At 59.3% G+C, this 24,136-nt stretch carries 19 protein-coding genes and 2 pseudogenes; 9 read left to right on the plus strand and 12 right to left on the minus strand.

What is annotated here, in order from left to right; genetic code table 11:
- Positions 1–327: pseudogene (locus M5J06_RS04575) on the minus strand (IS21 family transposase); the annotation flags it as partial.
- 548 nt (positions 328–875) lie between these two features.
- Between M5J06_RS04575 and M5J06_RS04580 the strand changes: the two are divergent.
- On the plus strand, positions 876–1,352 hold the full coding sequence (locus tag M5J06_RS04580) for a YqxI family protein (RefSeq protein ID WP_250224086.1): 477 nt from the start codon (positions 876–878) through the stop codon (positions 1,350–1,352).
- Between the two features lie 630 nt (positions 1,353–1,982).
- On the opposite strand, the gene M5J06_RS12445 is transcribed toward M5J06_RS04580, so the two are convergent.
- The 4 genes and pseudogenes from M5J06_RS12445 to M5J06_RS04590 all read right to left on the minus strand — a co-directional run bounded on the left by M5J06_RS12445 (position 1,983) and on the right by M5J06_RS04590 (position 4,537).
- A complete protein-coding gene (locus M5J06_RS12445) occupies positions 1,983–2,582 on the minus strand; it encodes an IS3 family transposase (RefSeq protein WP_367615191.1) in 600 nt (199 codons plus the stop codon).
- A gap of 12 nt (positions 2,583–2,594) precedes the next feature.
- Positions 2,595–2,876 (minus strand): IS3 family transposase, encoded by a 282-nt coding sequence (locus M5J06_RS12450; RefSeq protein ID WP_367615192.1) that lies wholly within the window; start codon positions 2,874–2,876, stop codon positions 2,595–2,597.
- 188 nt (positions 2,877–3,064) lie between these two features.
- A pseudogene (locus M5J06_RS12455) lies at positions 3,065–3,251 on the minus strand (hypothetical protein); the annotation flags it as partial.
- A gap of 218 nt (positions 3,252–3,469) precedes the next feature.
- Positions 3,470–4,537: a hypothetical protein gene (locus tag M5J06_RS04590; RefSeq protein WP_250224087.1), complete on the minus strand. Its 1,068-nt coding sequence runs from the start codon at positions 4,535–4,537 to the stop codon at positions 3,470–3,472.
- Positions 4,538–4,645: 108 nt separating this feature from the next.
- On the opposite strand from M5J06_RS04590, the gene hrpA reads away from it, so the two are divergent.
- Positions 4,646–8,521 (plus strand): ATP-dependent RNA helicase HrpA, encoded by a 3,876-nt coding sequence (gene hrpA / locus M5J06_RS04595; protein ID WP_250224088.1) that lies wholly within the window; start codon positions 4,646–4,648, stop codon positions 8,519–8,521.
- Here hrpA and nrdR read toward each other — a convergent pair.
- Complete coding sequence (gene nrdR, locus M5J06_RS04600; protein ID WP_010190258.1) at positions 8,518–8,976, minus strand: transcriptional regulator NrdR; 459 nt, start codon at positions 8,974–8,976, stop codon at positions 8,518–8,520. The genes hrpA and nrdR overlap by 4 nt on opposite strands.
- 756 nt (positions 8,977–9,732) lie before the next feature.
- Between nrdR and lexA the strand changes: the two genes are divergently transcribed.
- Both lexA and sugR read left to right on the plus strand, forming a co-directional pair.
- Positions 9,733–10,455, plus strand: a complete 723-nt coding sequence (lexA, locus tag M5J06_RS04605) for a transcriptional repressor LexA (protein ID WP_070531375.1) — start codon at positions 9,733–9,735, stop codon at positions 10,453–10,455.
- A gap of 368 nt (positions 10,456–10,823) precedes the next feature.
- On the plus strand, positions 10,824–11,606 hold the full coding sequence (sugR, locus tag M5J06_RS04610; RefSeq protein ID WP_070524475.1) for a transcriptional regulator SugR: 783 nt from the start codon (positions 10,824–10,826) through the stop codon (positions 11,604–11,606).
- Between the two features lie 98 nt (positions 11,607–11,704).
- On the opposite strand, the gene ptsP is transcribed toward sugR, so the two are convergent.
- The gene (gene ptsP / locus M5J06_RS04615) at positions 11,705–13,399 is read right to left on the minus strand and encodes a phosphoenolpyruvate--protein phosphotransferase (protein ID WP_250224089.1); all 1,695 of its coding nucleotides are present in this window, start codon (positions 13,397–13,399) and stop codon (positions 11,705–11,707) included.
- A 237-nt stretch (positions 13,400–13,636) separates the two neighbouring features.
- Between ptsP and M5J06_RS04620 the strand changes: the two genes are divergently transcribed.
- Genes M5J06_RS04620 through M5J06_RS04630 form a run of 3 tightly spaced genes read left to right on the plus strand, consistent with a single transcriptional unit; the run spans position 13,637 to position 17,055 of the window.
- Positions 13,637–14,608 carry a 1-phosphofructokinase family hexose kinase gene (locus M5J06_RS04620; RefSeq protein ID WP_250224090.1) on the plus strand — a complete coding sequence of 324 codons (972 nt, stop codon included), beginning with the start codon at positions 13,637–13,639 and terminating at the stop codon, positions 14,606–14,608.
- 22 nt (positions 14,609–14,630) lie between these two features.
- Positions 14,631–16,727 carry a PTS fructose transporter subunit IIABC gene (locus M5J06_RS04625; protein ID WP_250224091.1) on the plus strand — a complete coding sequence of 699 codons (2,097 nt, stop codon included), beginning with the start codon at positions 14,631–14,633 and terminating at the stop codon, positions 16,725–16,727.
- Between the two features lie 58 nt (positions 16,728–16,785).
- Positions 16,786–17,055 carry an HPr family phosphocarrier protein gene (locus tag M5J06_RS04630; protein WP_010190265.1) on the plus strand — a complete coding sequence of 90 codons (270 nt, stop codon included), beginning with the start codon at positions 16,786–16,788 and terminating at the stop codon, positions 17,053–17,055.
- 364 nt (positions 17,056–17,419) lie between these two features.
- Here the strand turns inward: M5J06_RS04630 and M5J06_RS04635 are convergent, their stop codons facing one another.
- Positions 17,420–18,700 carry a uracil-xanthine permease family protein gene (locus M5J06_RS04635; RefSeq protein ID WP_070524486.1) on the minus strand — a complete coding sequence of 427 codons (1,281 nt, stop codon included), beginning with the start codon at positions 18,698–18,700 and terminating at the stop codon, positions 17,420–17,422.
- Positions 18,701–18,734: 34 nt separating this feature from the next.
- Positions 18,735–20,213, minus strand: a complete 1,479-nt coding sequence (gene hflX, locus M5J06_RS04640; protein WP_250224092.1) for a GTPase HflX — start codon at positions 20,211–20,213, stop codon at positions 18,735–18,737.
- Positions 20,214–20,335: 122 nt separating this feature from the next.
- Here hflX and M5J06_RS04645 point away from each other — a divergent pair, with 122 nt between their 5' ends.
- Both M5J06_RS04645 and M5J06_RS04650 read left to right on the plus strand, forming a co-directional pair.
- The gene (locus M5J06_RS04645) at positions 20,336–21,118 is read left to right on the plus strand and encodes a hypothetical protein (protein WP_250224093.1); all 783 of its coding nucleotides are present in this window, start codon (positions 20,336–20,338) and stop codon (positions 21,116–21,118) included.
- Between the two features lie 21 nt (positions 21,119–21,139).
- Positions 21,140–21,673: a hypothetical protein gene (locus tag M5J06_RS04650; protein ID WP_070524492.1), complete on the plus strand. Its 534-nt coding sequence runs from the start codon at positions 21,140–21,142 to the stop codon at positions 21,671–21,673.
- Positions 21,674–21,690: 17 nt separating this feature from the next.
- Here the strand turns inward: M5J06_RS04650 and dapF are convergent, their stop codons facing one another.
- The 3 genes from dapF to M5J06_RS04665 are packed head-to-tail and all read right to left on the minus strand — an operon-like array spanning position 21,691 to position 24,097.
- The gene (gene dapF / locus M5J06_RS04655; RefSeq protein WP_250224094.1) at positions 21,691–22,527 is read right to left on the minus strand and encodes a diaminopimelate epimerase; all 837 of its coding nucleotides are present in this window, start codon (positions 22,525–22,527) and stop codon (positions 21,691–21,693) included.
- Between the two features lie 11 nt (positions 22,528–22,538).
- Positions 22,539–23,465, minus strand: coding sequence for a tRNA (adenosine(37)-N6)-dimethylallyltransferase MiaA (gene miaA, locus M5J06_RS04660; RefSeq protein WP_250224095.1), 927 nt, complete (start codon positions 23,463–23,465; stop codon positions 22,539–22,541).
- Positions 23,465–24,097 (minus strand): hypothetical protein, encoded by a 633-nt coding sequence (locus tag M5J06_RS04665; protein ID WP_250224096.1) that lies wholly within the window; start codon positions 24,095–24,097, stop codon positions 23,465–23,467. The genes miaA and M5J06_RS04665 overlap by 1 nt, the downstream gene beginning before the upstream one ends.
- Between the last annotated feature and the right edge of the window lie 39 nt (positions 24,098–24,136).

A 24,136-nucleotide genomic window follows, 5' to 3' on the forward strand; every position in this document is an offset into this window, starting at 1 on the left:
ACGCTGGCCCGGCTGGGTGGGGGTGGTGGTGTAGCGAGCCCACAATACTTGCAGTGTCTGCTTCACACGCCCTGTGCGTGCTTTGACGACCGCGTCAAAGTCAATCGGGACGAACTCGCCTTGACCGCTGGTGCGTTTATCAACGAATATCTCGTCTAGCTCGTCATTCGTCAACGCCGCGACCTGCTGGGCAGTAGTCAGGCCAAGGCTTCGCAGCGCTTGGTTCGCTCGGGAAATCGCGCGGTGCGAGCACCCGAGCTGGTCTTCAATCTGGCGGTAAGAACGCTTCCTAATCAGCAGCGTCATCACCGCACGGTAATCCGTCATCAGCGGACTCCTTCCAGTACGCGCCGCACCCGAGTGGTGCGGCTACCGGAAGTATCACCCCGAGCGCCGCGAGCTGCTACCAGATACTCACTGAAGCGCTACCAGATAGTCACGACACTGCTACCAAATAGCCGGTCGCAACACTTGAGTACTACTCGGTTAAACATGGGCAGCGCCGGAAGTACTTGGACTCCATCGGTGTCAGTTATAGCTCGTTTAAGCGTTGGCGGAAGCAGTTCGCCGGCGGGGATCTAGCCACAGGGCTTACGCCAAGGCACAATATCCCTGTGTGCCCAGAAAACATCAATGAGTACAAGCGCCTCCGCAAAAGTAATGAGGCCTGAAGTGCCCCAGGTTTTGTTCCGTCTGAGCAGATGGGAAAATCTGGGGCACTTCAATTGACTTCCTTCACCCCATTCACTAGGTGTGAGGAAGTTGAAGGTTGGTTACCGAAGCAATCTTAGATCGCCGAAATTCGGCCTGCGCGATAGCTCGGTAGAAGTTATCATTATTAGCACCACTGCCAATCTACGGAAAGCATATTTAACATGCAAAAACAACAACACCGCATCGCCGCCATGATTGTCGCAGGCACACTTCTTGCATCTTCTGGACAATTCGCAGTAGCTAACGCTACAGAAAAAGAAACTGAGAAGGCGCCTGCGACAAGTACCCAAGGAAGCTCCAACCTCGCACACAGCACCTTCAAATCAGAGACCCCTGAAGTGCAGCCGTATGGATTTAAAGGATTCATCGCCAAGAAATCCCTACAGGGTATTTCATGGCTACTCCGCAATACACCTGAAAAGTTCATCGAGCGAGCTGGTGACGCACTAGACGATGGAGCACGCAAAAAGATTCTGCAGCATAGTGACGAAATTGCCGACGAAATCGATGAGGTAGCAGAGCTACCAGATCTGGCGCACCACATCGTGAAAGAAAAGCTCACAATAGCCCTAGAACCAATCGTCGGTACGTCCTACTCACTGATGATCGCAGACGTTATTGCTTGGCTGGCCCTATAAAAACATGGACAATATCGAGCATCGCATTTCCCAATTAGAACTTAACCAACGACGGCTCGCAATCCTACTCAACTCAGCCCCCGAAGAGCATAAAGCGTGGGATAAAGCGTGCCTACGCCATGACCTCACCTTCGAACAAGAATACAGGACTCGACAAGAAATCCTAGATTTCCTCAACTCAGAAGCGACTGATAGTAACGAACTACTATCAAAAGTAAGCCACATCGTAGGACATCCCGCAGTAGCTCGCGACCTCGTAAGCGCATTTAAACAACGTGGCACGGCAGCTCAACGATGGAAAGAAATAGACTCGGAAAACCTACTCTGACCATTCAGCTCACTGACTGAATGTTTCACAGAAAGAGCATCAAGTGTTGAACTAGTACTCAACGTTTGATGCTTTTGTCTTTCTGTTTTCCCATATGAGGGCGCTCCACTGGTGAGTGCATCGCTGGAGGGCCTGAAACGTGGTATTACGAACCTGATCAGCCCTTCTATTTGGCAGATTCAACAGCAGAATCATGTATTAGGATGGAGATTTCCATTTTGCAGGGTGGAAAGTACGGAATCCGCTTTTACCCTAGCCATTGGCCTCAACAAGATGGTGGTGAAGTGCCCCGGTTTTTGTTCCTAGGCATGTGCCTTGTTTTCCATTATCCCGTGGTCTGGGTTATGTTCCCAAAACTTGGTCTCCACCTCGGTCGGCGTACGGTAGCCCAGGCTCTGATGAAGCCGGGACTCGTTCCACCACGTCACCCACTCGAAGGTTGCGATTTCCACGTCGACAACATCGTTCCATGTGCGGGTATGGATGAGCTCGTTTTTGTAGGAACCGTTGACGTTCTCAGCCAGCGCATTGTCATAAGAATCACCAACAGTGCCGGTCGACGCAATAATTCCATACTCAGCAAGGCGTTCGTTATAGGCAATGCTGACGTATTGAGATCCATGGTCTGCATGGTGAACCAAGCCCGTTGTTTCCTTCGCACATACAATCGCTTGGTTAAGCGCCTGCAGCGGCAAGACTTCAGTTCGCATCGAATCAGACAACGCCCACCCAACGATTCTGCGGGAGTACACGTCGGTGACAAAAGCGGTGTACACGAATCCTTTCCTGGTACGTACATACGTAATGTCAGCCACCCACAACCTGTTCGGCCCAGGGGCCTTGAACTCACGATTCACCAGATCAAGGCGAGTGTCCGGTCCCTTAGATCTACAAGTAGTCACAGGTGACCGACCCTAACCTTTGCCACTGACTCCAGCAAGGCGCATCAGGCGAGCAGTGTGCTCACGTCCAATGTCGATTCCTTCGCGGCGCAGCGCGTGCCACATCTTACGGATGCCGTACACGCCGTAATTATCAGCGAATGTGTTCTGCAAGAACAGCATCACGAAGCCTGCGGGCGCTGGGTCCACGAGCTCTTGATTGGCGATACCCGCGCGAGGTGATAAAACCGCCCTCACGATTGATTCGCAACGTCGAACAAATGAACTCGATCGAGAAACGATCACGATACTCATCAATGAACCGGATCATTTCCGACGTTGTGGGTCGAGTTCGGATGCGAAAAAGCCGAGGCAGCTTTCAATAACTCGTTAGTATCCTGCAGCTCCTGAACTTCACGGCGGAGTCTGACAACTTCAACAGCCAAATCCTCAGACATCGGTTCGGCAACACGTCCCTCGCGGCGGGCAGCCTGTGTCCACAGCCGGGCCGTGTGCCATGAGACGCCTAGCTTCGGCGCCACTGCCTGGTACGCGGCCCACATCGACATGTTCTCCGCCAAGATGCGATCCTCAACGAGGCGGACGACACGGTCTTTCGCATCCTGATCAAATTTTCTTGGCATGTTCCAGATTTTCCCATCTACTCAAACGGAACAAAACCTGGGGCACTTCACTTCTCCGTTAAGGGTAACGATATCTTGTCCGACAATTTTCGAATTGTTAATGGATGGCCAATTCTCCAAAAGCATGATTCTCCCAACTCTGATGGCTTTAAATACTACAAAGCCGCCCTTGGCTTACCTCTTGTAGCCCGGCCCGCCTCGGTAGGCGGTGGCTAAACAAGCGGAAAGCTTAGGCGGCGTTGCGTTATAGGTCTGGTTTAGACCTTAAGCTGTGGGAGCATAACGACCCTGGCACTGACGGCACAGGTGCGCTGTCGCCAGCTGAAGGGCCGGCGCGATAATAATCAGAGCCAAGCCCAAGGTAATAAGGGACGCGAAACCCAAGAGGCCAGACAGGACAATAAACAGCAAAAGGTGGCTGTAGTTTTCCTTGCCCAGCTTGAGTCCCTGGGAGAAAGCCTCGCCGATCGAGGAAGTATCGGCTGCCAACCAGGGCATGAGGGTAAAGAAGGGCTGAATAAACAGCGCAATCAACATCACTACAAGGAGCCCACCAAAGATGGAGCCAACGAGCGCGAAAACATCGCTCTGGCTGAGCTGCTCTGGGTTCTGGAGGTCCGTACCTTCCACACCGCCGAGGACCACCATAAACAGGACGACGATGACGATCACCAGGGCAATCGCTGCGAGAATGCCCAAGACGATGTTCACCACGAGCGGCGGTACCCACCGGACCCCCTGGAACAGGGTTCCCCATGTGGGGCTCGGCTTATCGATTTCACGGTAGGCCAAACGATAAACGACCAGAGAAATGACAAAGGACAGGATGGACACTGCGAAGGAGAAGAGGTCCACCATGACGGAGGTTTCCGCCCCATCGGCGCTCTGCGCACCAACGCTGATTCCAATTTGTGGGACAAACTGAATAGCAAGCACGACGACGGCGCCCAGCACCCACAAAAGTGCGTTGCCGAGCGCGGCCTTGAATCCCCATTTGATCGCTTCGATAGCGCTGACTGGGCCCGTATAGGCCGGACCGGCACCTGGGCCGAGGCCCTCTTGACCGGAGCTATTCCCATAGCTCGCACCGGCATAACCCGGCTGGCCAGCATCGTACCCACCATAGGACTGAGAGCCGTAAGCTCCACCGCCATAGTTGCCATAGTTGCCGGATTGACCGAAACCAGCCTGGTCTTCTGGGTGGCTGGTGGGTTCATACTTTGGAAGTCCACCTGTGTTCCCGGAAGAATTACCGGGGCCGTTCTGCGGGTTGCTTCCGAACCCTCCGTTGGAGCCGTTGTCCTCCGGATTCGAACCAAAAGGATTAGTCATTGATTGTGCCCTTCTTTAATCATTGTTCACACAGTCACCACGAGGGTACCAATTTCTCTACCTGGACCTGTGAGCGAATAGCCTTCCGAGTAGACTTTTAGGTCAACTATGACTGCTACTCGCGAAGATCTTTACGGCGCTCTCACAACAGTTTCTTTGAGTGATGAGCGCGCATTCCGTCGCCGCCTGCGCAAGGCTCGCTCTCCCAAGGCCCTGGCTGCGATCCAGGCCGATATCACAGCCGCCCAAGACAAGGTGAGCACCATCGATGCCAACGTGCCGCCGATTACCTACCCCGAGCAGCTTCCCGTCACCGGGCGCCGCGACGATATCGCCGAGGCGATCGAAAAGAATCAGGTGGTCATCATCGCTGGTGAAACCGGTTCGGGAAAGACCACCCAGATTCCCAAAATCTGCCTGGAACTCGGCCGCGGCCGCCGAGGGCTCATTGGCCATACCCAGCCGCGGCGACTAGCAGCGCGTACCGTCGCCGAGCGCATTGCAGAAGAACTTGATCAGTCCATCGGGGAGACAGTCGGCTATGCCATTCGCTTCGATGACAAAGTCTCCTCCACCACCGCCGTGAAGCTCATGACCGACGGCATCCTGCTGGCAGAAATGCAGCGCGACCGTTTCCTCAATGCCTACGACACCATCATCATCGATGAGGCACACGAGCGCTCACTCAACATCGACTTCCTCTTGGGCTACCTCAAGCGGCTGCTTCCCAAGCGTCCGGATCTGAAGGTCATTATCACCTCAGCAACGATTGATCCCGAGCGCTTCGCCGAACACTTCGCGGACGCTGAGGGCAAACCTGCACCCATCATCGAGGTCTCCGGGCGAACCTACCCCGTGGAGATCCGCTACCGCCCGCTCGAGGTCGAATCGGGCGGCAAGACCATCGACCTCGATCCTCTCGACGCCCTCTGTGAAGCCATCGAGGAGCTCATGGCCGAAGGCGAAGGAGATATTCTGTGCTTCTTCCCCGGAGAGCGCGATATCCGCGACGCCATGGAGGCCATCGAGGGGCGCCACTGGCGCAACGTGGAGGTCACTCCGCTCTTCGGACGCCTGTCCAACCAGGAACAACATCGCGTCTTCCGCTCGCACCGCGGACGGCGCATCGTGCTCTCCACCAACATTGCTGAGACCTCGTTGACGGTGCCAGGCATTCGCTACGTCGTGGATACGGGAACGGCGCGTATATCGCGCTATTCCACGCGCACCAAGGTGCAGCGCCTCCCCATCGAGCCGATCTCCCAGGCAAGCGCCAACCAGCGCTCGGGCCGCTGTGGCCGCGTTGCGGATGGCATCGCCATCCGGCTGTACAGCGAGCAGGATTTCCTATCCCGCCCGGAGTTTACGGATCCCGAGATTCTGCGCACCAACCTGGCCAGCGTCATCCTACAGATGATTTCGCTGCGCCTTGGTGACATTGCTGACTTCCCCTTCGTCCAACCCCCTGAGCCGAAGGCCGTACGAGACGGCCTACTTCTTCTGCACGAACTGGGCGCCCTCGAGGGCAAAGAAAAAGACGGACTACCTGTCCTGACCCGAATAGGCCGCGATCTTGCCCGCATCCCCGTAGATCCACGCATGGCCCGCATGCTGGTCGAGGCCAAGACTTCCGGTTGTCTCCACGACGTCATGGTCATCGTTGCTGCCATGACGATCCAAGATGTGCGCGAGCGGCCGAGCGACAAGCAAGCTCAAGCCGACCAGGCACATGCCCGCTTCAAGGATAAAACCTCCGACTTTGTGGCCATGCTCAACCTGTGGGACTTTGTCCAGGAAGCTCGCGATGAGATGAGCGGCAATGCTTTCCGCAAACGGATGAAGGCCGACTTCCTGCACTATATGCGCATCCGAGAGTGGTTCGATCTGGTGCGGCAGCTGCGGGACGTCGCCAAGCAGCTCGGGTGGAAAGCCCAGGAAAGCACAGAGCGTCGCCCCGATGACATCCATATGGCCTTGCTCTCTGGACTGTTGTCTAATATCGGCGCGCGTGATGGCAACTCTAAGGAGTTCATTGGTGCACGCAATACCCGCTTCCTCGTCTTCCCCGGATCGGCACTGGCAAAGAAACCGCCCGAGTTCGTCATGGCGGCCGAGTTGGTGGAAACGTCGCGCCTGTGGGCGCGCGACGTTGCTGCCATCGACCCAGCATGGGTTGAAAAGCTGGCGAAGGATTTGCTGAAGCACAACTATTCTGACCCGACGTGGTCGCGAAAGCGCGGCTCTGCGGTCGTCACCCAACGCTCGACGCTTTATGGCGTCACTGTTGTCGCCGACCGGACCGTGCCCTATCACCGCGTGGATCCTGAGGCAGCGCGCGATATGTTCATCCGTAACGCGCTAGTCGACGGCGACTGGACCACCCACCACCACTTCTTCCACGACAACAAGCGCAAACTCGCCGAGGCCTCCGAATATGAGGAGAAGGCCCGCCGGCGCGGACTCGTCGTGGACGAAGACACTCTCTTCGATTTCTACGATCAGCGCATCCCTGCGTCTGTCACCACCGCCCGGCATTTCGATTCCTGGTGGAAAAAGCAGAAGAACAAGCATTCCTTGGACTTCGACCCAGAAGCGCTCCTTGAGGAGGATCACGATGTCACCGAGGATGCCTTCCCCGACCGCTGGTTGAAGGGGAGCATCGACTACGACTTGTCCTACAAGTTCGAGCCGGGAGACCCGCTCGACGGTGTCACACTCATGGTTCCCGTCCCGCTCCTCGCGGGGTTGGACACAGAAGGCTTCGATTGGCTGGTACCGGGCCTACGCCTAGAGCTCGTAACAGAGCTCATTCGCTCGCTGCCGAAGGCTCTTCGACGCACCGTGGTTCCGGCACCCGAGTTCGCTGAACGTGCACTGCCCAAGCTCTTGCCCTATGAGGGCGCGCTCACCGAGCAACTCGCTGCGGTTTTGCAAGAGATGGGCGGCCAAGGCATCAATGCCGGCGATTTCCGCCCCGACCAGCTCCCTCCGCATCTGCGCATGAACTATGCCGCAGTGGACAAGCGGGGCAAGGTCATCGACTCAGACCGCAACCTGCAGGCTCTGGTCCAACGCCAAGCCGGCCACATTTCCTCCTCGGTCTCACGCGTTGGCCGCGCCGCCGAATCCACTGCGGTCAAGGAATGGACGGAGGATACGCTCGGCGCCATCGATGAGGAAGTGGTAACCGTCGTCGATGGGCATGAGGTCACCGCCTACCCCGCGCTCGTAGCGACCAAGGACGGCGTGGCGCTCAAGGTCCATCCCACCAAGGCGGCTGCCGACGCCTCCATGATCACCACCACCCTAACCTTGCTGCTCCGGGAAATTACGGTGAATACGCAGCAGATGGTCAAAGGGCTTCCTCTACAGCAGCGGGTAGCCGTCGACTCCTACCCCCACGGCGGGGCGGAAGGACTTGTCAGTGATGCCCGGGTTGCCGCAGTACGCGACATCATGATGGAAAAGGGCGGCCCCGTGCGCACCCCCGGTGACTTCAATGCATTGCTCAACGCGGTCAAACCGGAGGTCCCGGGCAGAGTGCGCCAGGCAGTCGTTGCAATTGCGCCGGGCCTGGCAGAGTATTCCAATCTGAATGCTGAGCTGAAGCACTGGGAGGGGCCGGCCATCGATGATATTCGGGCCCAGCTCAATTTCCTGTTGCCCGCGCACGCCATCACCGTCCACGGGATCCAACATCTGCGCCATCTACCGCGCTATATCCAGGCCGCGCGCATCAGGCTTGAGGAAATGAACGTGGACCCGGACCGCGATGCTGACCGGCAGGCAGACGTCGACGAGGCCAAAGCCTATGTGGCCAATCGGTTGCGTTCCCTGCCTCCTGGCCGTGAAAAGACGCGTGAGGTTAAAGACATCTACTGGATGATTGAGGAACTGCGCGTATCGCTCTTCGCACAACGCCTGGGCACTGCCCACGCGGTGTCTTTGAGGAGAATCCAAAAGGCAGTGGATAAATTACGCTAAAAGCTATCGCGGTCGCGCCGACGCATGAGGCGGATTTCTGATTCGAAGTCGTCGGCGCTTTCAAAAGACTTATACACGGACGCAAAGCGCAGGTAGGCCACTTCATCGAGATCTCGCAGAGGTTCCAGGATGGCAAGGCCGATGTCATTGGCGTTTACTTGCGAGGAGCCGTGACTGCGCACGGTCTCTTCAACTTCTTGAGCGAGCTTCTTCAAAGCATCATCGCTAACGTCGCGCCCCTGACATGCACGTTTGACGCCTCGGATCAGCTTGTCGCGACTGAAAGGCTCAGCCAAGCCATTTCGCTTGACTACTGACAAGACTGCTTTCTCGATGGTGGTGAAGCGACCTTTGCACGCGGCGCATTCGCGACGCCGCCGGATCGAGGTTCCACTGTCGATCACGCGCGAGTCAATAACGCGTGATTGTTCGTTGTGACAGAACGGGCAATACACAGTGCCGTATCCTTCCTTTCGACCAATGCGCACATGCTGCTGGCCCAAGGAATTCTAGCGCGAAGACACGACCGTCGTGGTCGAAGAGGTGCTCGCACTGTCAACCTCACTATCGATATTGAGGCCACCCCATACTGTGCCGATGAATACCGCGGCGCCAAAGACTGCTCCGAGCACATAGTTACCTACGTTCGACCGACTACGACGGCTGCCCGATGTTGCCCCGGCGGCCGAAACCTGGGAATTCACCGGAATTTCCGGACGGCACTGTGTTCTATCGTTTACGGCAAGAGTTCGAACACGAGACGGCCCATATGGAAGGTTGCGCGGGGCATCAGACGTGATCGACCGAGACTGAGCGGGATCCCAGACCGCCGCTGGCGGCACTAGCACAGCCCGATTGCTAGACTTCTCGAGGGACACCCCGCGCAGTACAGAGGCATTGTTTAATGCGATAGCCATGACGGTTCCTTTCTAGGTCTTCCTTATTCAATGAGACAATGCCCGAAGTGTACGAACCAAGCCCGACATCTTCGAACATCACCTTCGATCAATCGTTCGATTTGGTGTGTATGTTCGATTTATAGCAGGCCTTCGAAAGTTTGTCCACACTCGGGCGGCGTTAGTCGAACATTTTTTCTTTCCGTGCTAAAAAGGGAAGCGGAAGTATCACCAGCAGCCCACTCCCACTTATGCCCGGCACACCAAAGCCGCGCACATCATCTCTGCACACCCCGACAGTTCCTAGGAGCAAGAATGGCCCGCAATCCGAAGCGAAGCGACCACCCTTCCCTCGATTCACTTTCCCCTCGCCAACGCCGCATCTTGGAAGTAATCCATGACGCCGTCATGTTGCGCGGCTATCCGCCAAGCATCCGCGAAATCGGTGACGCAACAGGCCTCCAGTCCACCTCGTCCGTGGCCTATCAGTTAAAGCAGCTGGAAGAGAAGGGCTTCCTTCGCCGCGATCCAAACAAGCCACGAGCTGTTGATGTGCGCCATTTCCCCGGCGCCGACGACCCCAAAAAGCCCGGGCGCAAGACCGGGCAGGCAATCGCACCATCGGGAACCTCCACCCCTGACGCGCCCGAAGACGCCGCCACCCCAAACTACATTCCTGTTGTGGGCCGCATTGCCGCTGGTTCCCCCATCACCGCCGAGGAGAACATCGACGCCTACTTCCCCATGCCGGGTGAAATCCTAGGCAGCGGCGAACTATATATGCTGCAAGTCGTGGGAGATTCAATGCAGGATGCGGGAATCCTCAACGGGGATTGGGTTATTATTCGCTCGCAGTCTGTTGCAGAAGAAGGCGAGTTCGTAGCCGCACTTTTGGATGGTGAAGAAGCGACCGTGAAGGAATTTCACCGAGATTCCTCCGGTGTATGGCTCCTCCCCCACAATGACGCTTACTCACCCATCAAGGGCGATGAAGCCGAAATCATGGGCAAGGTAGTATCCGTGTTCCGCAAACTCTAGAAACCATCCACCCTCAGCACTCCCTCAGGCCTTCCCCCGCGCCACACTAACCACCCACTCGGTGCGGGCGAACCGGACTGGGGGATTGTTTCTTTTTACCCCCTTGTGTGTGTACATGCCCGATTTCGACCGTTTTAGCGTCCGAGATCACACATTCAGATACTCGCAGTACAAACGTGGGTTTTAATGCCTAAGGCACGCATCCGATGTGAGCTTTTCTTTGTTTAGTTCCGTTTTGTTCGCATTCAGTGGGACAATAGAAGTATCGCCACAACATCCGTTGTTCTTTTCGTTCACATGCCCCAGCCCCGTTTTCCTTCACCGGCGGGCGCAGTGACCACCACAGGCAGACTTCATTTGGAGGAACCATGTACGCAGAAGAGCGTCGCCGACAAATTGCGTCATTGACCGCTGTAGAAGGACGAGTCAATGTCACAGAGCTCTCCGAGCGCTTCGATGTCACCGCTGAGACGATTCGCCGCGATCTCGCGGTCTTGGACCGAGAGGGAGTTGTACACCGAGTTCATGGTGGTGCAGTCGCCTCCCAATCCTTCCAGACCGCCGAATTCACCCTTGATACTCGCCAACGTTCGGCCACAGGCGCCAAGATGGCCATCGCACGCGCCGCACTGGAGCAGCTTCCTGACGGCGGCAGCATCTTTCTCGATGCCGGAACCACCACGAATGCGCTTGCCGATCTCATAGGCCAGCGCTACTCGGCCGGGCAATTCAGCATTGTGTCGAATAGTCTCCCGATCGCTCTTTCACTAGCCAGCAACGGGGTATCTGACGTCCAGCTGCTGGGTGGCACCGTGCGCGCGATTACCCAGGCCGTCGTCGGTGACACTGCGCTTCGCACCATGGCCCTGATGCGTGCCGACGTCGCCTTCATCGGAACCAATGCGCTAACCATTGACCACGGGCTCTCCACGGCCGATTCGCAAGAGGCGGCTATCAAGTCAGCATTCGTCACCAATGCACACCGCGTTGTCGTGCTGTGTGATTCATCGAAGTTGGGCAATGACTACTTGGTCAGCTTTGCATCACTCGATGAGATTGATGTCGTCATTACCGACGCCGCCGCCCCCGATTCCTACGTTGAGGCTCTGCGCGAGCACGGCATCGAAGTGATTGTCGCCGCGGACAAGTAGGCGGTTTCACCAATAGATCAATTCAGCACCCATAGATCAAATCAGGAGGTGTGCACCCCACATAATGAGGGCGCACACCTCCTGTGCAATTCAGCGATCTAAGCGGACTGGTATTCTTCCAGCAGCGCAATCACTGCGGCACGAGCGTCCGCTGGGCTTTCGGCGTTGACAGCCGCCTCTGCCATCTTCTGGCACTGCTCAAGGCTGAGCTCAGCCAGCTGCGCACCGACGCCAGCCACCGCAGTCGACGCCGCCGACAGCGAAGTCACACCGAGGCCAGTCAACACGCAGGCAAGCATGGGATCAGCTGCGGCTTCGCCGCAGACGCCAACCGGAACGTTGTTATCGCGCCCCACCACGCAGGTGTGCTGAATCAGGCGAAGGACAGCAGGCTGCCACGGATCGGTCAAGTAGGCCAGCTGCGGCGACAGACGGTCCGCGGCCATGGTGTACTGCGTCAAATCATTGGTACCAATGGACACGAAATCGAGGTGAGGCATGATGGTATCCGCCATCAAGGCTGCGGCGGGAACCTCAATCATCGCGCCGGCGGTCAAACCGCGCTCGCGGCACAGACCAGCGAACCATTTCGCTTCCACTGCGGTAGCCACCATCGGCGCCATAACCCACGTCGTAGCCCCATCTCCGCGCTTTTCCGCGGCCTGGGCGATAGCGTCGAGCTGACGAGTCAACAGCGCCTCGTTGTCGCGGGCGATGCGCAAACCACGAACGCCCAATGCGGGGTTTTCTTCCGAGTCCAAGGTGGCATAGGAAATCGGCTTATCCGAACCGGCGTCGAGCGTGCGAACGACGACCTTGGACTCCGGGAAAGCGTTGAAAACCTTGCCGTAGATGCGCGCTTGCTCCTCGACGGTCGGTTCCTCGCTGGCAGAGAGGAAGGACAACTCCGTGCGGTATAGGCCAATGCCTTCTGCCTGCGAGTCAGAGGCGATGCGGGCTGCGTTTCCGTCAGCAACGTTGGCCAGCAACTGCACGCGATGGCCATCCTTGGTCTGGGCTGGTCCCCGCCACTGGGCAACTCGTGCCGCCTTCTCACGGTATTCCTCCACGGCCTTCAGCGCGGAGGCACGATCTGCACCGAGGGACACCGATCCTACGGAGCCATCAACGAAGAGCTGGGTGCCTGCCTCAATCGTTCGCAGCTTAGCGCCCACTGCCACGATGCAGGGAAGATCAAGCTGGCGAGCAATAATCGCGGTGTGGCTGGTTGGCCCGCCAAGCTCGGTCACGAGCGCCTTGATGTGAGTGGTGTCTAAGGTTGCGATATCCGCCGGGGCTAGATCGTCAGCCAGCAGTACAGCCTTTCCTTCGACCATGGGGAGACCCGGCTCTTGCTCACCGCGCAGCTGAGCAATCACTCGATCGCGCACGTCCTTGAGGTCCGTCGTGCGCTCAGCCATGACGCCGCCGGCGGCCTCAAACATGGTGACAAACCTGTCCGTGGCCCCCACAACTGCATACTCGGCGTTCTTACCGCCGCGAATACCCTTGCGCACTGCCTTGTGCCAGCCTCGGTCCTTGACCATTCCGGCGGTTGCGCCAAGAACTTCAGCCGCTTGGCCTTCGGCCCCAGCTGCACGCTGTTCCAACCGGCTAGCAACCATATCTACCGCTTCGAGGAAGCGATCGTATTCGGCATCACGTTGCTCTTCCGCCACGGTTTCTCCAGCCGTGGGCAGTTCTGGGCGTGGGCGGACCCACACCGCCTCAGCGTATGCAACGCCAGCGACGACGCCGGTGCCTTTAATGATGGATGGGGATGCGTTTTCCATGACACATTTCCTTACGGAGACGATGTTTTCTCTTTCCAGATCATCACAAGTCGGCCAAAAATGCAACGAAACCCACAGTGATTCCATTGACATTCGGACACATACGGGCAATAATCAACATTAAGCAACATTAATTTCACGCTGACAACGGGCAATCCGCACCGAAGCTCTTGTTCACGCCGCTGAGGCGCGTTTGCCCCAAATATACGCACTCCGCGAAAGGGGACATTCTCCACGATGATCCTTACTTTGACCCCCAACCCGAGCATCGACGCCACCGTGCGCTTGAACGAGGAACTCGAACCTGGTGCTGTTCACCGCGCCGGATCCGTCTCCAGCGTTGCCGGTGGTAAAGGCGTCAACGTTACGCACGCGGTAACGCTCGCCAACGTCGACAGCCTGGCGCTGCTCCCCGCCGTTGCCTCCGATCCTTTCTTGGCCCTCGCGGCCGAGGCATCGATACCCGTGCAGGCCGTGCCCACTCACAGCGCGGTGCGCACCAACACCACTCTGACCGAGCCGAATGGCCGCACGACCAAGCTCAACGGCCCCGGCGCCACGCTCGATACGGACGTGCAGCAAGCCGTTGCACAGGAACTCGCAGAACACTGCGCCGACGCCGAGTGGTTAGTCATGGCAGGCTCTCTCCCCCAAGGCGTTCCCACCGACTGGTACACGCAGCTCATCCGGGTAGCCCGCGAAGCCAACCCTGATCTGCGCATAGCCGTCGATACCTCTGATGCGCCCATGGTGGCTCTCGGTGACAACCTCGAAGTAGCCAGCCCCGACCTCATCAAGCCAAACGGCCTCGAGCTGGGCCAGCTTGCAGGTGTCGATGGTCAGGCCCTTGAGGCCGCCGCCGAAGACGGCGACTTCAGCGGAGTGGTTGAGGCCGCGAGGGTCGTCGTCAAGCGCGGCATCCCCGAGGTTCTTGTCACCCTGGGCGGCGCTGGCGCGGTGCTGGTCACGGCCAATGAAGCATGGGCTGCTACTCCCCCGCCGATTACCCTGCGCTCCACCGTGGGTGCCGGCGATTCTTCGCTCTCCGGCTATATCCTCGCCCGCCGCTCCGGCGCCTCGTACCCCGAGGCCCTGCGCCAGGCTGTGGCCTACGGTTCAGCAGCCGCAGCACTCCCGGGAACCCAGATTCCAACCCCCGAAGAACTAGATATCGAACACACGACGGTTTCTGCCGTCACCGACCTTTAGTAGTACTGAGGAGTACCTACCGATGTCATCACGACTCATCACCACCGACCTCGTGGCGCTCGACGCCGACTTCGGTGACAGCATCGAATCAGTCATTACCAATCTGGCCACGCTTGTTCACGACACCGGCCGCGCCACCTCCGTGGACGAGCTGGCAGGCCCGGCCATCGCGCGTGAAGCCAAAGCCGGCACCGGTGTCCCCGGCGGCGTTGCCATCCCACACTGCCGCTCTGCTGCCGTGTCTGAACCCACCCTGGCCTTCGCCCGTCTCTCGCGCGGGGTCGACTTCTCGGGCCCCGACGGGGACGCCCACTTGGTATTCCTCATCGCCGCTCCGGAAGGAGGCGGCAAGGCCCATCTGAAGATTCTCTCGAAGCTCGCTCGCGCGCTGGTGAAGAAGGACTTCCTGGAAGCCCTTCGAACTGCGAAGACCAAAGAAGAGATCGTCTCCCTCGTCCTCGACGTTGTCAACGCAGAAAAGCCGAAGAAGAAGGCTGCGGCCACCGAATCAGCATCCACTGCAGGTGCGAGTGCAGCCGCAGCGGCTCCTGCTTCGAGCAAGGCTGCAGAGTCGAAGAAGACGCGCATTGTGGCCGTCACCGCATGCCCGACCGGCATTGCTCACACGTACATGGCTGCCGACGCCCTCACTCAAACCGCCGAGGAACGCGACGACGTCGAGCTCACCGTGGAGACCCAGGGGTCCTCCAACAACACCTCTGTTTCGGCAGACACGATTGCGGCTGCCGACGCCGTGATTTTCGCTACTGACGTGGGCGTTCGTGACCGTGAGCGCTTCGCCGGCAAGCCGGTCATCGAATCTGGCGTCAAGCGCGCCATCAACGAACCGGGCGTGATGATCGATGAGGCCATCGCCGCCTCGAAGAACCCCAACGCGCACAAGGTGGCAGGAACTGCCGGCGCTTCCTCCTCTAGCGCTGAGGAAGATGGCCAGGGTCTGGGCTGGGGCAAGCGTATTCAGCAAGCCATCATGACCGGCGTTTCTTACATGGTTCCGTTTGTTGCCGCGGGCGGCCTCCTCCTGGCACTGGGATTCCTCTTCGGCGGATATGACATGGCTAATGGGTGGCAGGCCATCACCACCGACTACTCGCTGACCAACTTGCCGGGCCATGACGTCATGGTCGACGGCGAAATGATGACCTTCAAGAAGGCAGGGTTCGCCCTGTACATCGGCGCCGTGCTCTTCGCCATCGGTCAAGCATCGATGGGATTCATCGTCGCGGCGCTCTCCGGCTACATCGCCTTCGCGCTGGCAGGCCGCCCAGGCATCGGGCCGGGCTTCGCGGGTGGTGCCATTGCCGTGACCCTCGGCGCTGGCTTCATCGGCGGTCTCGTCACAGGTCTCATTGCTGGCTTTGTTGCGCTGTGGATTGGCAAGTGGAAGGTACCGCGTTGGATCGGCTCCCTCATGCCTGTCGTTATCATACCGCTGCTCGCCACGATGATCACTGGCCTGCTCATGTACCTGCTTCTCGGTGCCCCGCTGGCCGCCATCATGGAGGGCCTGCAGAACTGGCTGTCCTCGATGTCTGGTTCCTCCGCTGTCCTTCTGGGCATCATCCTCGGCCTGATGATGTGCTCCGACCTGGGTGGCCCGGTCAACAAGGCTGCCTACCTCTTCGCCACCGCTGGCCTGTCCACGGGCGACGAGGCCTCCATGAAAATCATGGCCGCCGTCATGGCCTCCGGCATGGTTCCGCCGATTGCGCTGTCGATCGCTACCTTCGTACGCAAGAACCTGTTCACGCCTGCGGAGCAGGAGAATGGTAAGTCCGCGTGGCTGCTGGGCCTGTCCTTCGTCTCCGAGGGCGCCATTCCGTTCGCTGCCGCCGACCCGCTGCGTGTCATCCCTTCGATGATGCTCGGTGGCGCGGTCACTGGTGCGCTGTCGATGTCCCTTGACGTCATGTCTCGCGCCCCGCACGGCGGAATCTTCGTTATCTTCGCCATCGAACCTGCGTGGGCGTACTTCGTGGCCATCCTTGCCGGCGTCATCGTGTCCACCATCGCGGTCATCGCGATGAAGCGATTCTGGCCCAACAAGGCTGCTGAAGAGGCTGCAGCAAAGGCCGACATGGCCAAGGCTGCCGCCTAACCCTTAACCCGCGTACACTTGTAAGCACGAAATACCGTAATTCGAAAGGATTATCATCATGGCTTCTAAGACCGTCAAGGTTGGTTCCTCCGTCGGACTGCACGCACGTCCGGCCTCCATCATCGCAGACGCTGCCGCTGAGTTCGATGAGGACATCTTCCTCACCCTCGTTGGCGATGAGGACGAGGATGAGACCGATGCTGCTTCCTCCCTCATGATCATGGCTCTCGGCGCCGAGCAGGGCGACGAAGTCACCGTGACCTCCGAGAACGAGGCAGCTGTCGAGAAGATTGCTGGCCTTATCGAGCAGGACCTCGACGCTTCCTAAAGCACTTTCCGTTTATAGAACGGCAGCTCCCGCTTCCCTCTTACGCTGAGGGTGGCGGGAGCTTTTCGTTGCTTGGTTGTCTAGCAAAAGGTTCTAGTCATCGGGCTCTACTCAAACGGTTTTGCTGGGGGCAAGGAAACCATATAGAGGTGCCTAGAAGGTTCACTTGACCCCCAAGAAAACCTTCTGACCCGAACCATGTGAGTAGAACCATGTGGATGCGCTGCCTCATACCGCAGAGGGACCGAAGTAAAAGCACCTTATGCAGACTTCTGCACACATTCACCTGTGGTTTTGCATAAATACGCGTCCAGATGGTGCTTTTGCTCCGGTCCCTTATCCTCGCTAGTCGGCGGAAGCGCCTCTAGTACTTCGCGCCGCGGCCTTCACCGATGGTGCCGTAAAGCTTCTTCATCACTGGGTAGAGCACGATGATGCCGACGGAGCCCCAGGCAATGCCTTCGAGGGTCACGCCGAAGACGTCGAGCGTGAGGTTGCCAATGCCCGCGATGAGCGCCACTGCCGCCGCAGTGAGGTTCACCGGGTTGTTGAAGTTGACCTTGTTGTCCATCCAGATGCGCACGCCAAGCATGCCGATGAGGCCGTAGAGGACGATGCAAGCACCGCCCAGCACGCCGGTGGGGATGGTGAAGATAAGCGCGCCAAACTTCGGGATGAAGGCCAGCGCGATAGCGGTAACAGCAGCCACCCAATAGGCGGCCGTCGAGTAGACACGGGTGGCGGCCATGACTCCGATGTTCTCCGCGTAGGTTGTGGTGCCGGAACCACCGAAACCACCGGCCAGGGAGGTGGCCAGGCCGTCCGCGATGAGAGCATCGCCAGCGAGATCATCGAGGTCGCGCTTGGTCATCTCAGAGACCGCCTTAACGTGGCCGACATTTTCAGCAATCAGAACGACCAACACCGGAAGTGCTGCCGCGATGGCTGAAACGTGGAACTCCGGCGCATGGAACTGCGGGAAGCCAATCCAAGCCGCCTCGCGGATAGACTCCACCGCGCCCTCACCGAGGTTGCCTGTGGCGGCCGCGAAAGCCCAGCCGACGACGACACCAATCAGAATCGACAGACGCGAAACCATGCCCCGCCCAGCGACAGTGGCGAGGATGATGACCGCCAGCGTCACCGTGGCAACCAGCGGCTGGCTCGAATAGTTGGTGGCCGCATTGGGAGCCAAGTTGAGGCCGATCAGCGCAACAATGGCACCGGTGACGGCCGGCGGCATGACAGCGTCGAGGACCTTTCGGCCCGCCGCCTTCACCGCGAGACCAATGGCCACCAAGACCAGGCCAGTCACGAGGACGGAACCTGCCTGCGCGCCAATGCCGTACTGCTGGGAGGCGCTCAACGGCGCAATGAACGCGAAGGAGGAACCTAGGTAAGAAGGCAGGCGGTTGCGGGTAATCAGGAGGAACAGTATCGTTCCCAAACCCGAAAACAGTAGCGTCGTGTTGACCGGGAATCCGGTCAGGGTGGGCACGAGCAGCGTCGCGCCAAACATGGCCACCACGTGCTGCATGCCGATGCCGATGGTGCGGCCCCAGCTCAATCGTTCTTCGGGTGCGACAACCGCGCCCGGCTTAATCGTCTTTCCGTCCCCGTGGACGGCCCAGCCAAAATTACTCACGAGCCCTAATTATGGCTCACGCGAGCACCGAAACCTAAGCGTCTTGGTCAGAAACTCGAAATTCTTTGAGCTCGGCGGCGACGGAGGCTGGCAGGCGGACGTCGACAAGCGTGCCCTCCCCCGTGTAGTCCTCGCCGCGCACGGTGCCTTGGGTGTGGATGCGATCGATCACGTCCCCGCGGGTAAACGGCACGAGAAGCTGCACGTGTTCATCCTGAGAGTTGAGGAACAGCTCCACGCGCGTGGTGAGCTCATCAATGCCCTCCCCCGTCTTGGCGGAGACATACACAACGTTGTCGCGGTCGAGGACGTGACGCAGTTCCGCCAGCACCAGCGGATCGGCCTGGTCAATCTTATTGATCACGACGATCTCCGGCGGTGCCTCCTCACCGGTCTCCTTCACGATGTCATAAATGACCTGGTTGACGGCCTCAATCTGCTTCAGCGGGAAGGGATCCGACCCGTCCACCACGTGCAGCATCAGGTCTGCTGCGAGAACCTCCTCCAAGGTGGACTTGAAGGCTTCCACCAACTGCGTGGGCAGGTGACGCACGAAGCCGACGGTGTCGGTGAAGATGACCTGGCGGCCATCGGCAAGCTCGGCGCGGCGAGTGGTGGGATCCAAGGTCGCGAAGAGCGCGTCCTCCACCAGCACGCCGGCACCCGTCATTGCATTAATGAGGGAGGACTTGCCAGCGTTGGTGTAGCCAGCGATGGCGATCTGAGGGATCGTTGATGACGCACGGCGCGAACGCTTAATCTCACGTGCCGTTTTCATCGCCTTAAGCTCCTTGCGAAGCAGGGCCATCTGCGTGCGGATGCGGCGGCGGTCCGTCTCAATCTTGGTCTCACCCGGACCACGCAGGCCCACGCCACCGTTGGAGCCGGCGCGGCCGCCCGCCTGGCGCGAGAGGTTTCCACCCCAACCACGAGTATGGGTATAGAGGTATTCCAGCTGCGCGAGCGAGACCTGGGCCTTGCCTTCCCTGGACTTGGCGTGCTGCGCAAAGATATCCAGGATGAGCATGGTGCGGTCAATGACCTTGGTGTTGAGCGCGCGCTCCAAGGCAGAGAGCTGTCCGGGGGTTAGCTCGCCGTCGCACACCACGGTATCCGCACCAGTAGCAGCCACAATGTCTTTGAGCTCGTTCACTTTTCCCGAACCGATATAGGTGCCTGGATCCGGTTTATCTCGCTTCTGGTACAAGGCTTCGACGACTTCGGCTCCCGCGGTTTCCGTCAGAGCGGCTAACTCCGCCATCGTGGCCTCAACCTCGGCCACGGTACCTTCGGTCCACACTCCCACGAGCACCACTTGCTCAAGGCGCAGCTTTCGATACTCCACCTCGTAGCCATCGGTGGTGTCTTCCGCGCGGATGGTGGTCTCACGGTTTACTCGCCGGAAGGCGTTGCGCTCCGCAAGGTCGAGATCACCGGTAGTTGGCTCCTGTGAATTGGGCGCCGGCTCACCAAAAGCCTGCGCGAGGAGATCATCATGGGTTTCTTTTGTCATATGTCCCCTATTCTTGCACGTTGTCCCTCTCAACTGGGAATCTCCGCTTCCTGTTCCCACAGACTTCCGCAGCACGGTGACGTATCAGCGCTGGTTTTTGAGTCCCCTCTGAGACAGATACAATGGTGCGCATGACCGTGAAAGAAACCTCCCACCCAGAGATGCAGGCCATCGGCCTCAACTACGAGCGCTGGCAGGACGCCGTTGAGGCAGCCATTTCCAGCAATCAACTGGCAGTGACCGGGGAGGTTCGCGGGGGACAACTTATCCAGTTCGCGGATCCTTCCGGCGCGCAACTCAATATCCTTGCCGTCGAGCCTTTCGCCACCTTCATTGGTTTCGAGGGCGTTACCCAGGGCTTCGCCCACGTGTCGATGATTAATGATGTCTTGGCTTTCCTGGACATCATTGATCCTTTCGGCAACGTGCTCGCGCAGGCGACGGCAAATCTGGCGCAGGGCCCGCTCCTCGCTGACGAAGACACCCAGCAGTGGCAGCAAGTAGAGCTCACTGCGATGGGTCTCAACGTCTCCGCATTCGACAGCACAGACGCCTACGAAGCAGCGAAGGGAAGCTACCCGGCCACGTTTGAGTCCGTGGGTGCGGACATTGTCGCGGCTGGTTCCGGCGCCGAAACCCCCACCCCGCGCTGCACCTTTGCCGCACGGGTCATGGAATCCGAGTGGCGCCACAACCAGCTCACCGGTGAACGCTTCATTCATCTGGTCATGGATGGTGCATTCCCCTTCGATCTCTGCTTGCCCGAGAGCTTTGGAGACCTCCCGGTAAAGGATTCCGTTCTTGCGGGTTCGGCAATGCTGACCGCCTCGATCGCGCTGCCCACTGGTGGCTGTGGCGGCGAAGGCGGGTGCGCCTGCGGCTCCGGCGGCTGCGGCGGTCAATAGAACTTCCGTAGAGTAGTTCACATGAGTTTTTCCGCATCTCAGCGTCGCGGCCTCGCGCTGCTTCTCGCCGTGGTTACCGCTGCGGTGTTGATTCTGACGCTGAAGCTGCCGGGGGTTATCCTCGCCGCGTTTGTGTGCGCAGCGCTGTGGCTCTTTGCCGACGCCCGCCCCAACGCCTCGGAACATGCAGCACTGCGGGCTTCCATTGCACTCACCGTCGAGGACATCACGGGAGTGCTTGAGGACTACGCGACGTTTGCCACGAGCGACGACGCAGAGTCCCTCGCCGACCGCACGTTGCACCGCCCGGCGCTTGTCGACGCCGACTGCGCCAACCCCGCCATCGAAGCGTTCCACTACGAGATGCATGGCGCGCAACGCTTCTTACGCCGCCTCGACGCTCGAGTAAACTCGCCGAATGCCGAGACAAGTGAGCTTGAATCCCTGCTCAAGGTAGCCGATGAACGCGCCGCCGAGCTCAAAGAAGCCTGGCTCGCCGCCCGCCGCGCTGCCTTGGCCTTGGGAACCAATTACGAAAAGGAGGACGGACGCTAAACGCCGTCCTGAAAGCCCTATAGTGACGTTTCACCAGTTGCCACGATGCGCGAAGGGCCCGTCAGCGTGGAGCCGTCCTCGGTGAGTTCTACCTGGACCTCGCCGCCGGGGACGATGACGCGGACGCTGCCGGTGATGTGGGAGGCGTCGGCAAGCGCGGCGCACGCTGCCGCCACCGTCCCGGTGCCACACGAACGGGTCTCGCCCGAGCCGCGCTCGAAGACGCGCATGTGAACCGTTCCATCCTCCAAGGGCGTGACCAGCTCAACGTTGACGCCAGCCGGGAAGAAGTCGGTATCAAATACCGGTTGCTCGAGGCGCTTTCCAGCCAATTCCTCTGGGCTAAGGTCTGGGATAACCGCCGCCAAATGGGGATTTCCCACGTCTACGCCAAGGCCGGCAAAGCTCTCCCCCGCCATCGACGCTGTGGAGACGCCGAGCACCTGTGCTGGGCCCATCTCCACGCTGACTTCGGCCGCCGAGTCGTTGAAGGAGTGCACGGTCACCTGCTTGGCTCCGGCGCGTGTGCCCACGGTGAAGGTATCCGTATCCACCAACCCCCGGGAGCGGACCCAGTGCGCGAAGACCCGGGTGCCGTTGCCACACATCTCCGCAATCGAGCCATCCGCATTGCGATAGTCCATGAACCAGTCCTCCGCAGCGATACCCGGCGCGAGTTCCTCAATCTCCCCATTGGCAAGCAGCTGACCGGCGCGGATAACGCGCAGCACGCCGTCCGCACCGATTCCCGCACGACGGTCACACAGAGCCACTACCTTTTCCGGCGGCAGCGCTTCTGTTCCTTCCACAATGACGAAGTCGTTCTCAGTTCCGTGGCCTTTTGCAAACTTCATAGGTTTAAAGTCTACTGTCCTTCCACGATGCGCAATGCCTGCGGCGTCGTCTCGGCCGCAGCATCGAGCCACTGGACCCGCGTGTCGCGGTTGAACCAGGAGCGCTGGCGGCGCACATAGCGGCGGGTTCCGGTAATGGTGCGCTCCACTGCTTCTTCCCATGTCAGATCGCCGCGCTGGGCTTGCAGCACCTGTGCGTAACCGATCGCCCGGCCTGCTGTGGAATCAGCCTTCAGACCGTGGGCTTGAAGGTATTCAACTTCCTCCACGAGCCCTTTATCGAACATGAGGCGGCTGCGCAGCTCAATGCGTGGGTTCAGCCAGTTGGATTCCGTGCGCAGACCGAGGATTATCGTGCCCCACCGGGGCGGAGCATTCTTCGGTGGCTGGCTGGCTTTGAAGGGCTTCCCAGTAAGCTCGATAACCTCCAGCGCGCGCACGGTGCGGCGCGGGTCTTTGTCCTCGATGATGGCTGCGGCCGCTGGGTCCACAGCAGCCAGCTCCGCGTGCAGAGCATCGGTACCAATCTCTTGGCGCCGGGCCTCCCAGCGGGCCCGCACCTGCGGGTCAGTGGGTGGGAATTGCCAGTTATCCACGAGCGATTGGACATACAGCATGGAGCCGCCCACCAGAATCGGAGTTTTACCGCGTGCACGGATGCCGTCAATATCCGCGATGGCGGAGGCCTGATAGCGCGCTACCGACGCCGTTTCCGTCACGTCCCACACATCGAGCTGATGGTGCGGAATGCCTTCGCGTTCCTCCATTGTCAGCTTGGCTGTGCCGATATCCATGCCCCGGTAGAGCTGCATCGAGTCGACGTTGACAACTTCCCCGTCGAGCTCGTGGGCCAGGGCTACCCCGAGCGCTGATTTCCCGGAGGCCGTCGGGCCCACCACCGCGATAGGGGTTGGGCCGGGTGCTTGAATATCAGGCATTAGCACTGCCACCCCGCCACATAGCGTCCTACCCCCAGGGTTGAATCCGCCGCCCGCAGTTCCGCGTGACGCGGGTGCACACTTGCCAACTGTGCCCAGAGGCTCGTCTCGAGCACACCGGCAGCACGGAGGCGCTCTTCGTCGCAGTGGCCTTCCCCTCCCGCTAGGATGCTTTCGCACCACAGGTGTGCATCCCGTGCGCCATCGACAAGCGCAAGCGGCGCGCGCTCGGTCAGGCCGGCCGAACCGTCAACGCAGACCACAGTCAAGCGCCCGGGGCGAACCTCACCGAGCTCAGCGCGAGAATCCTCCACCACGAAGCCCGGTTCATCGGAAGTGCGATTAAGCGCACGGCTAAGCACGTAGCGGGCCATGATTTCCGGAAGGAAATTCCCGCCGCCGACGTTGACCTGCGGTGCTCCCCATGCTTTCAAGCTCCCTGTGTGCTCGGTACGCCAGCGCACATCGCGCGATCCCACAATGTCCACCTGGAGGGGGCTGCTGCCGCTCACGCGTGCGGCATCACGGGCCAACTCGCACGCAGCACTGAGCAGCGCACGCGAGGCATCATCGCTGGGTGAGAGTTCTTCCGCCAAGGCCGGTGAAGCTGGCATAATCATGAGATTCTGCATCGACTCCCATCCTATAAGGTTAGTTTTTCGGGGTTAACA

This window comes from Corynebacterium intestinale (genome assembly GCF_023574125.1).
GTDB lineage: Bacteria > Actinomycetota > Actinomycetes > Mycobacteriales > Mycobacteriaceae > Corynebacterium > Corynebacterium hesseae.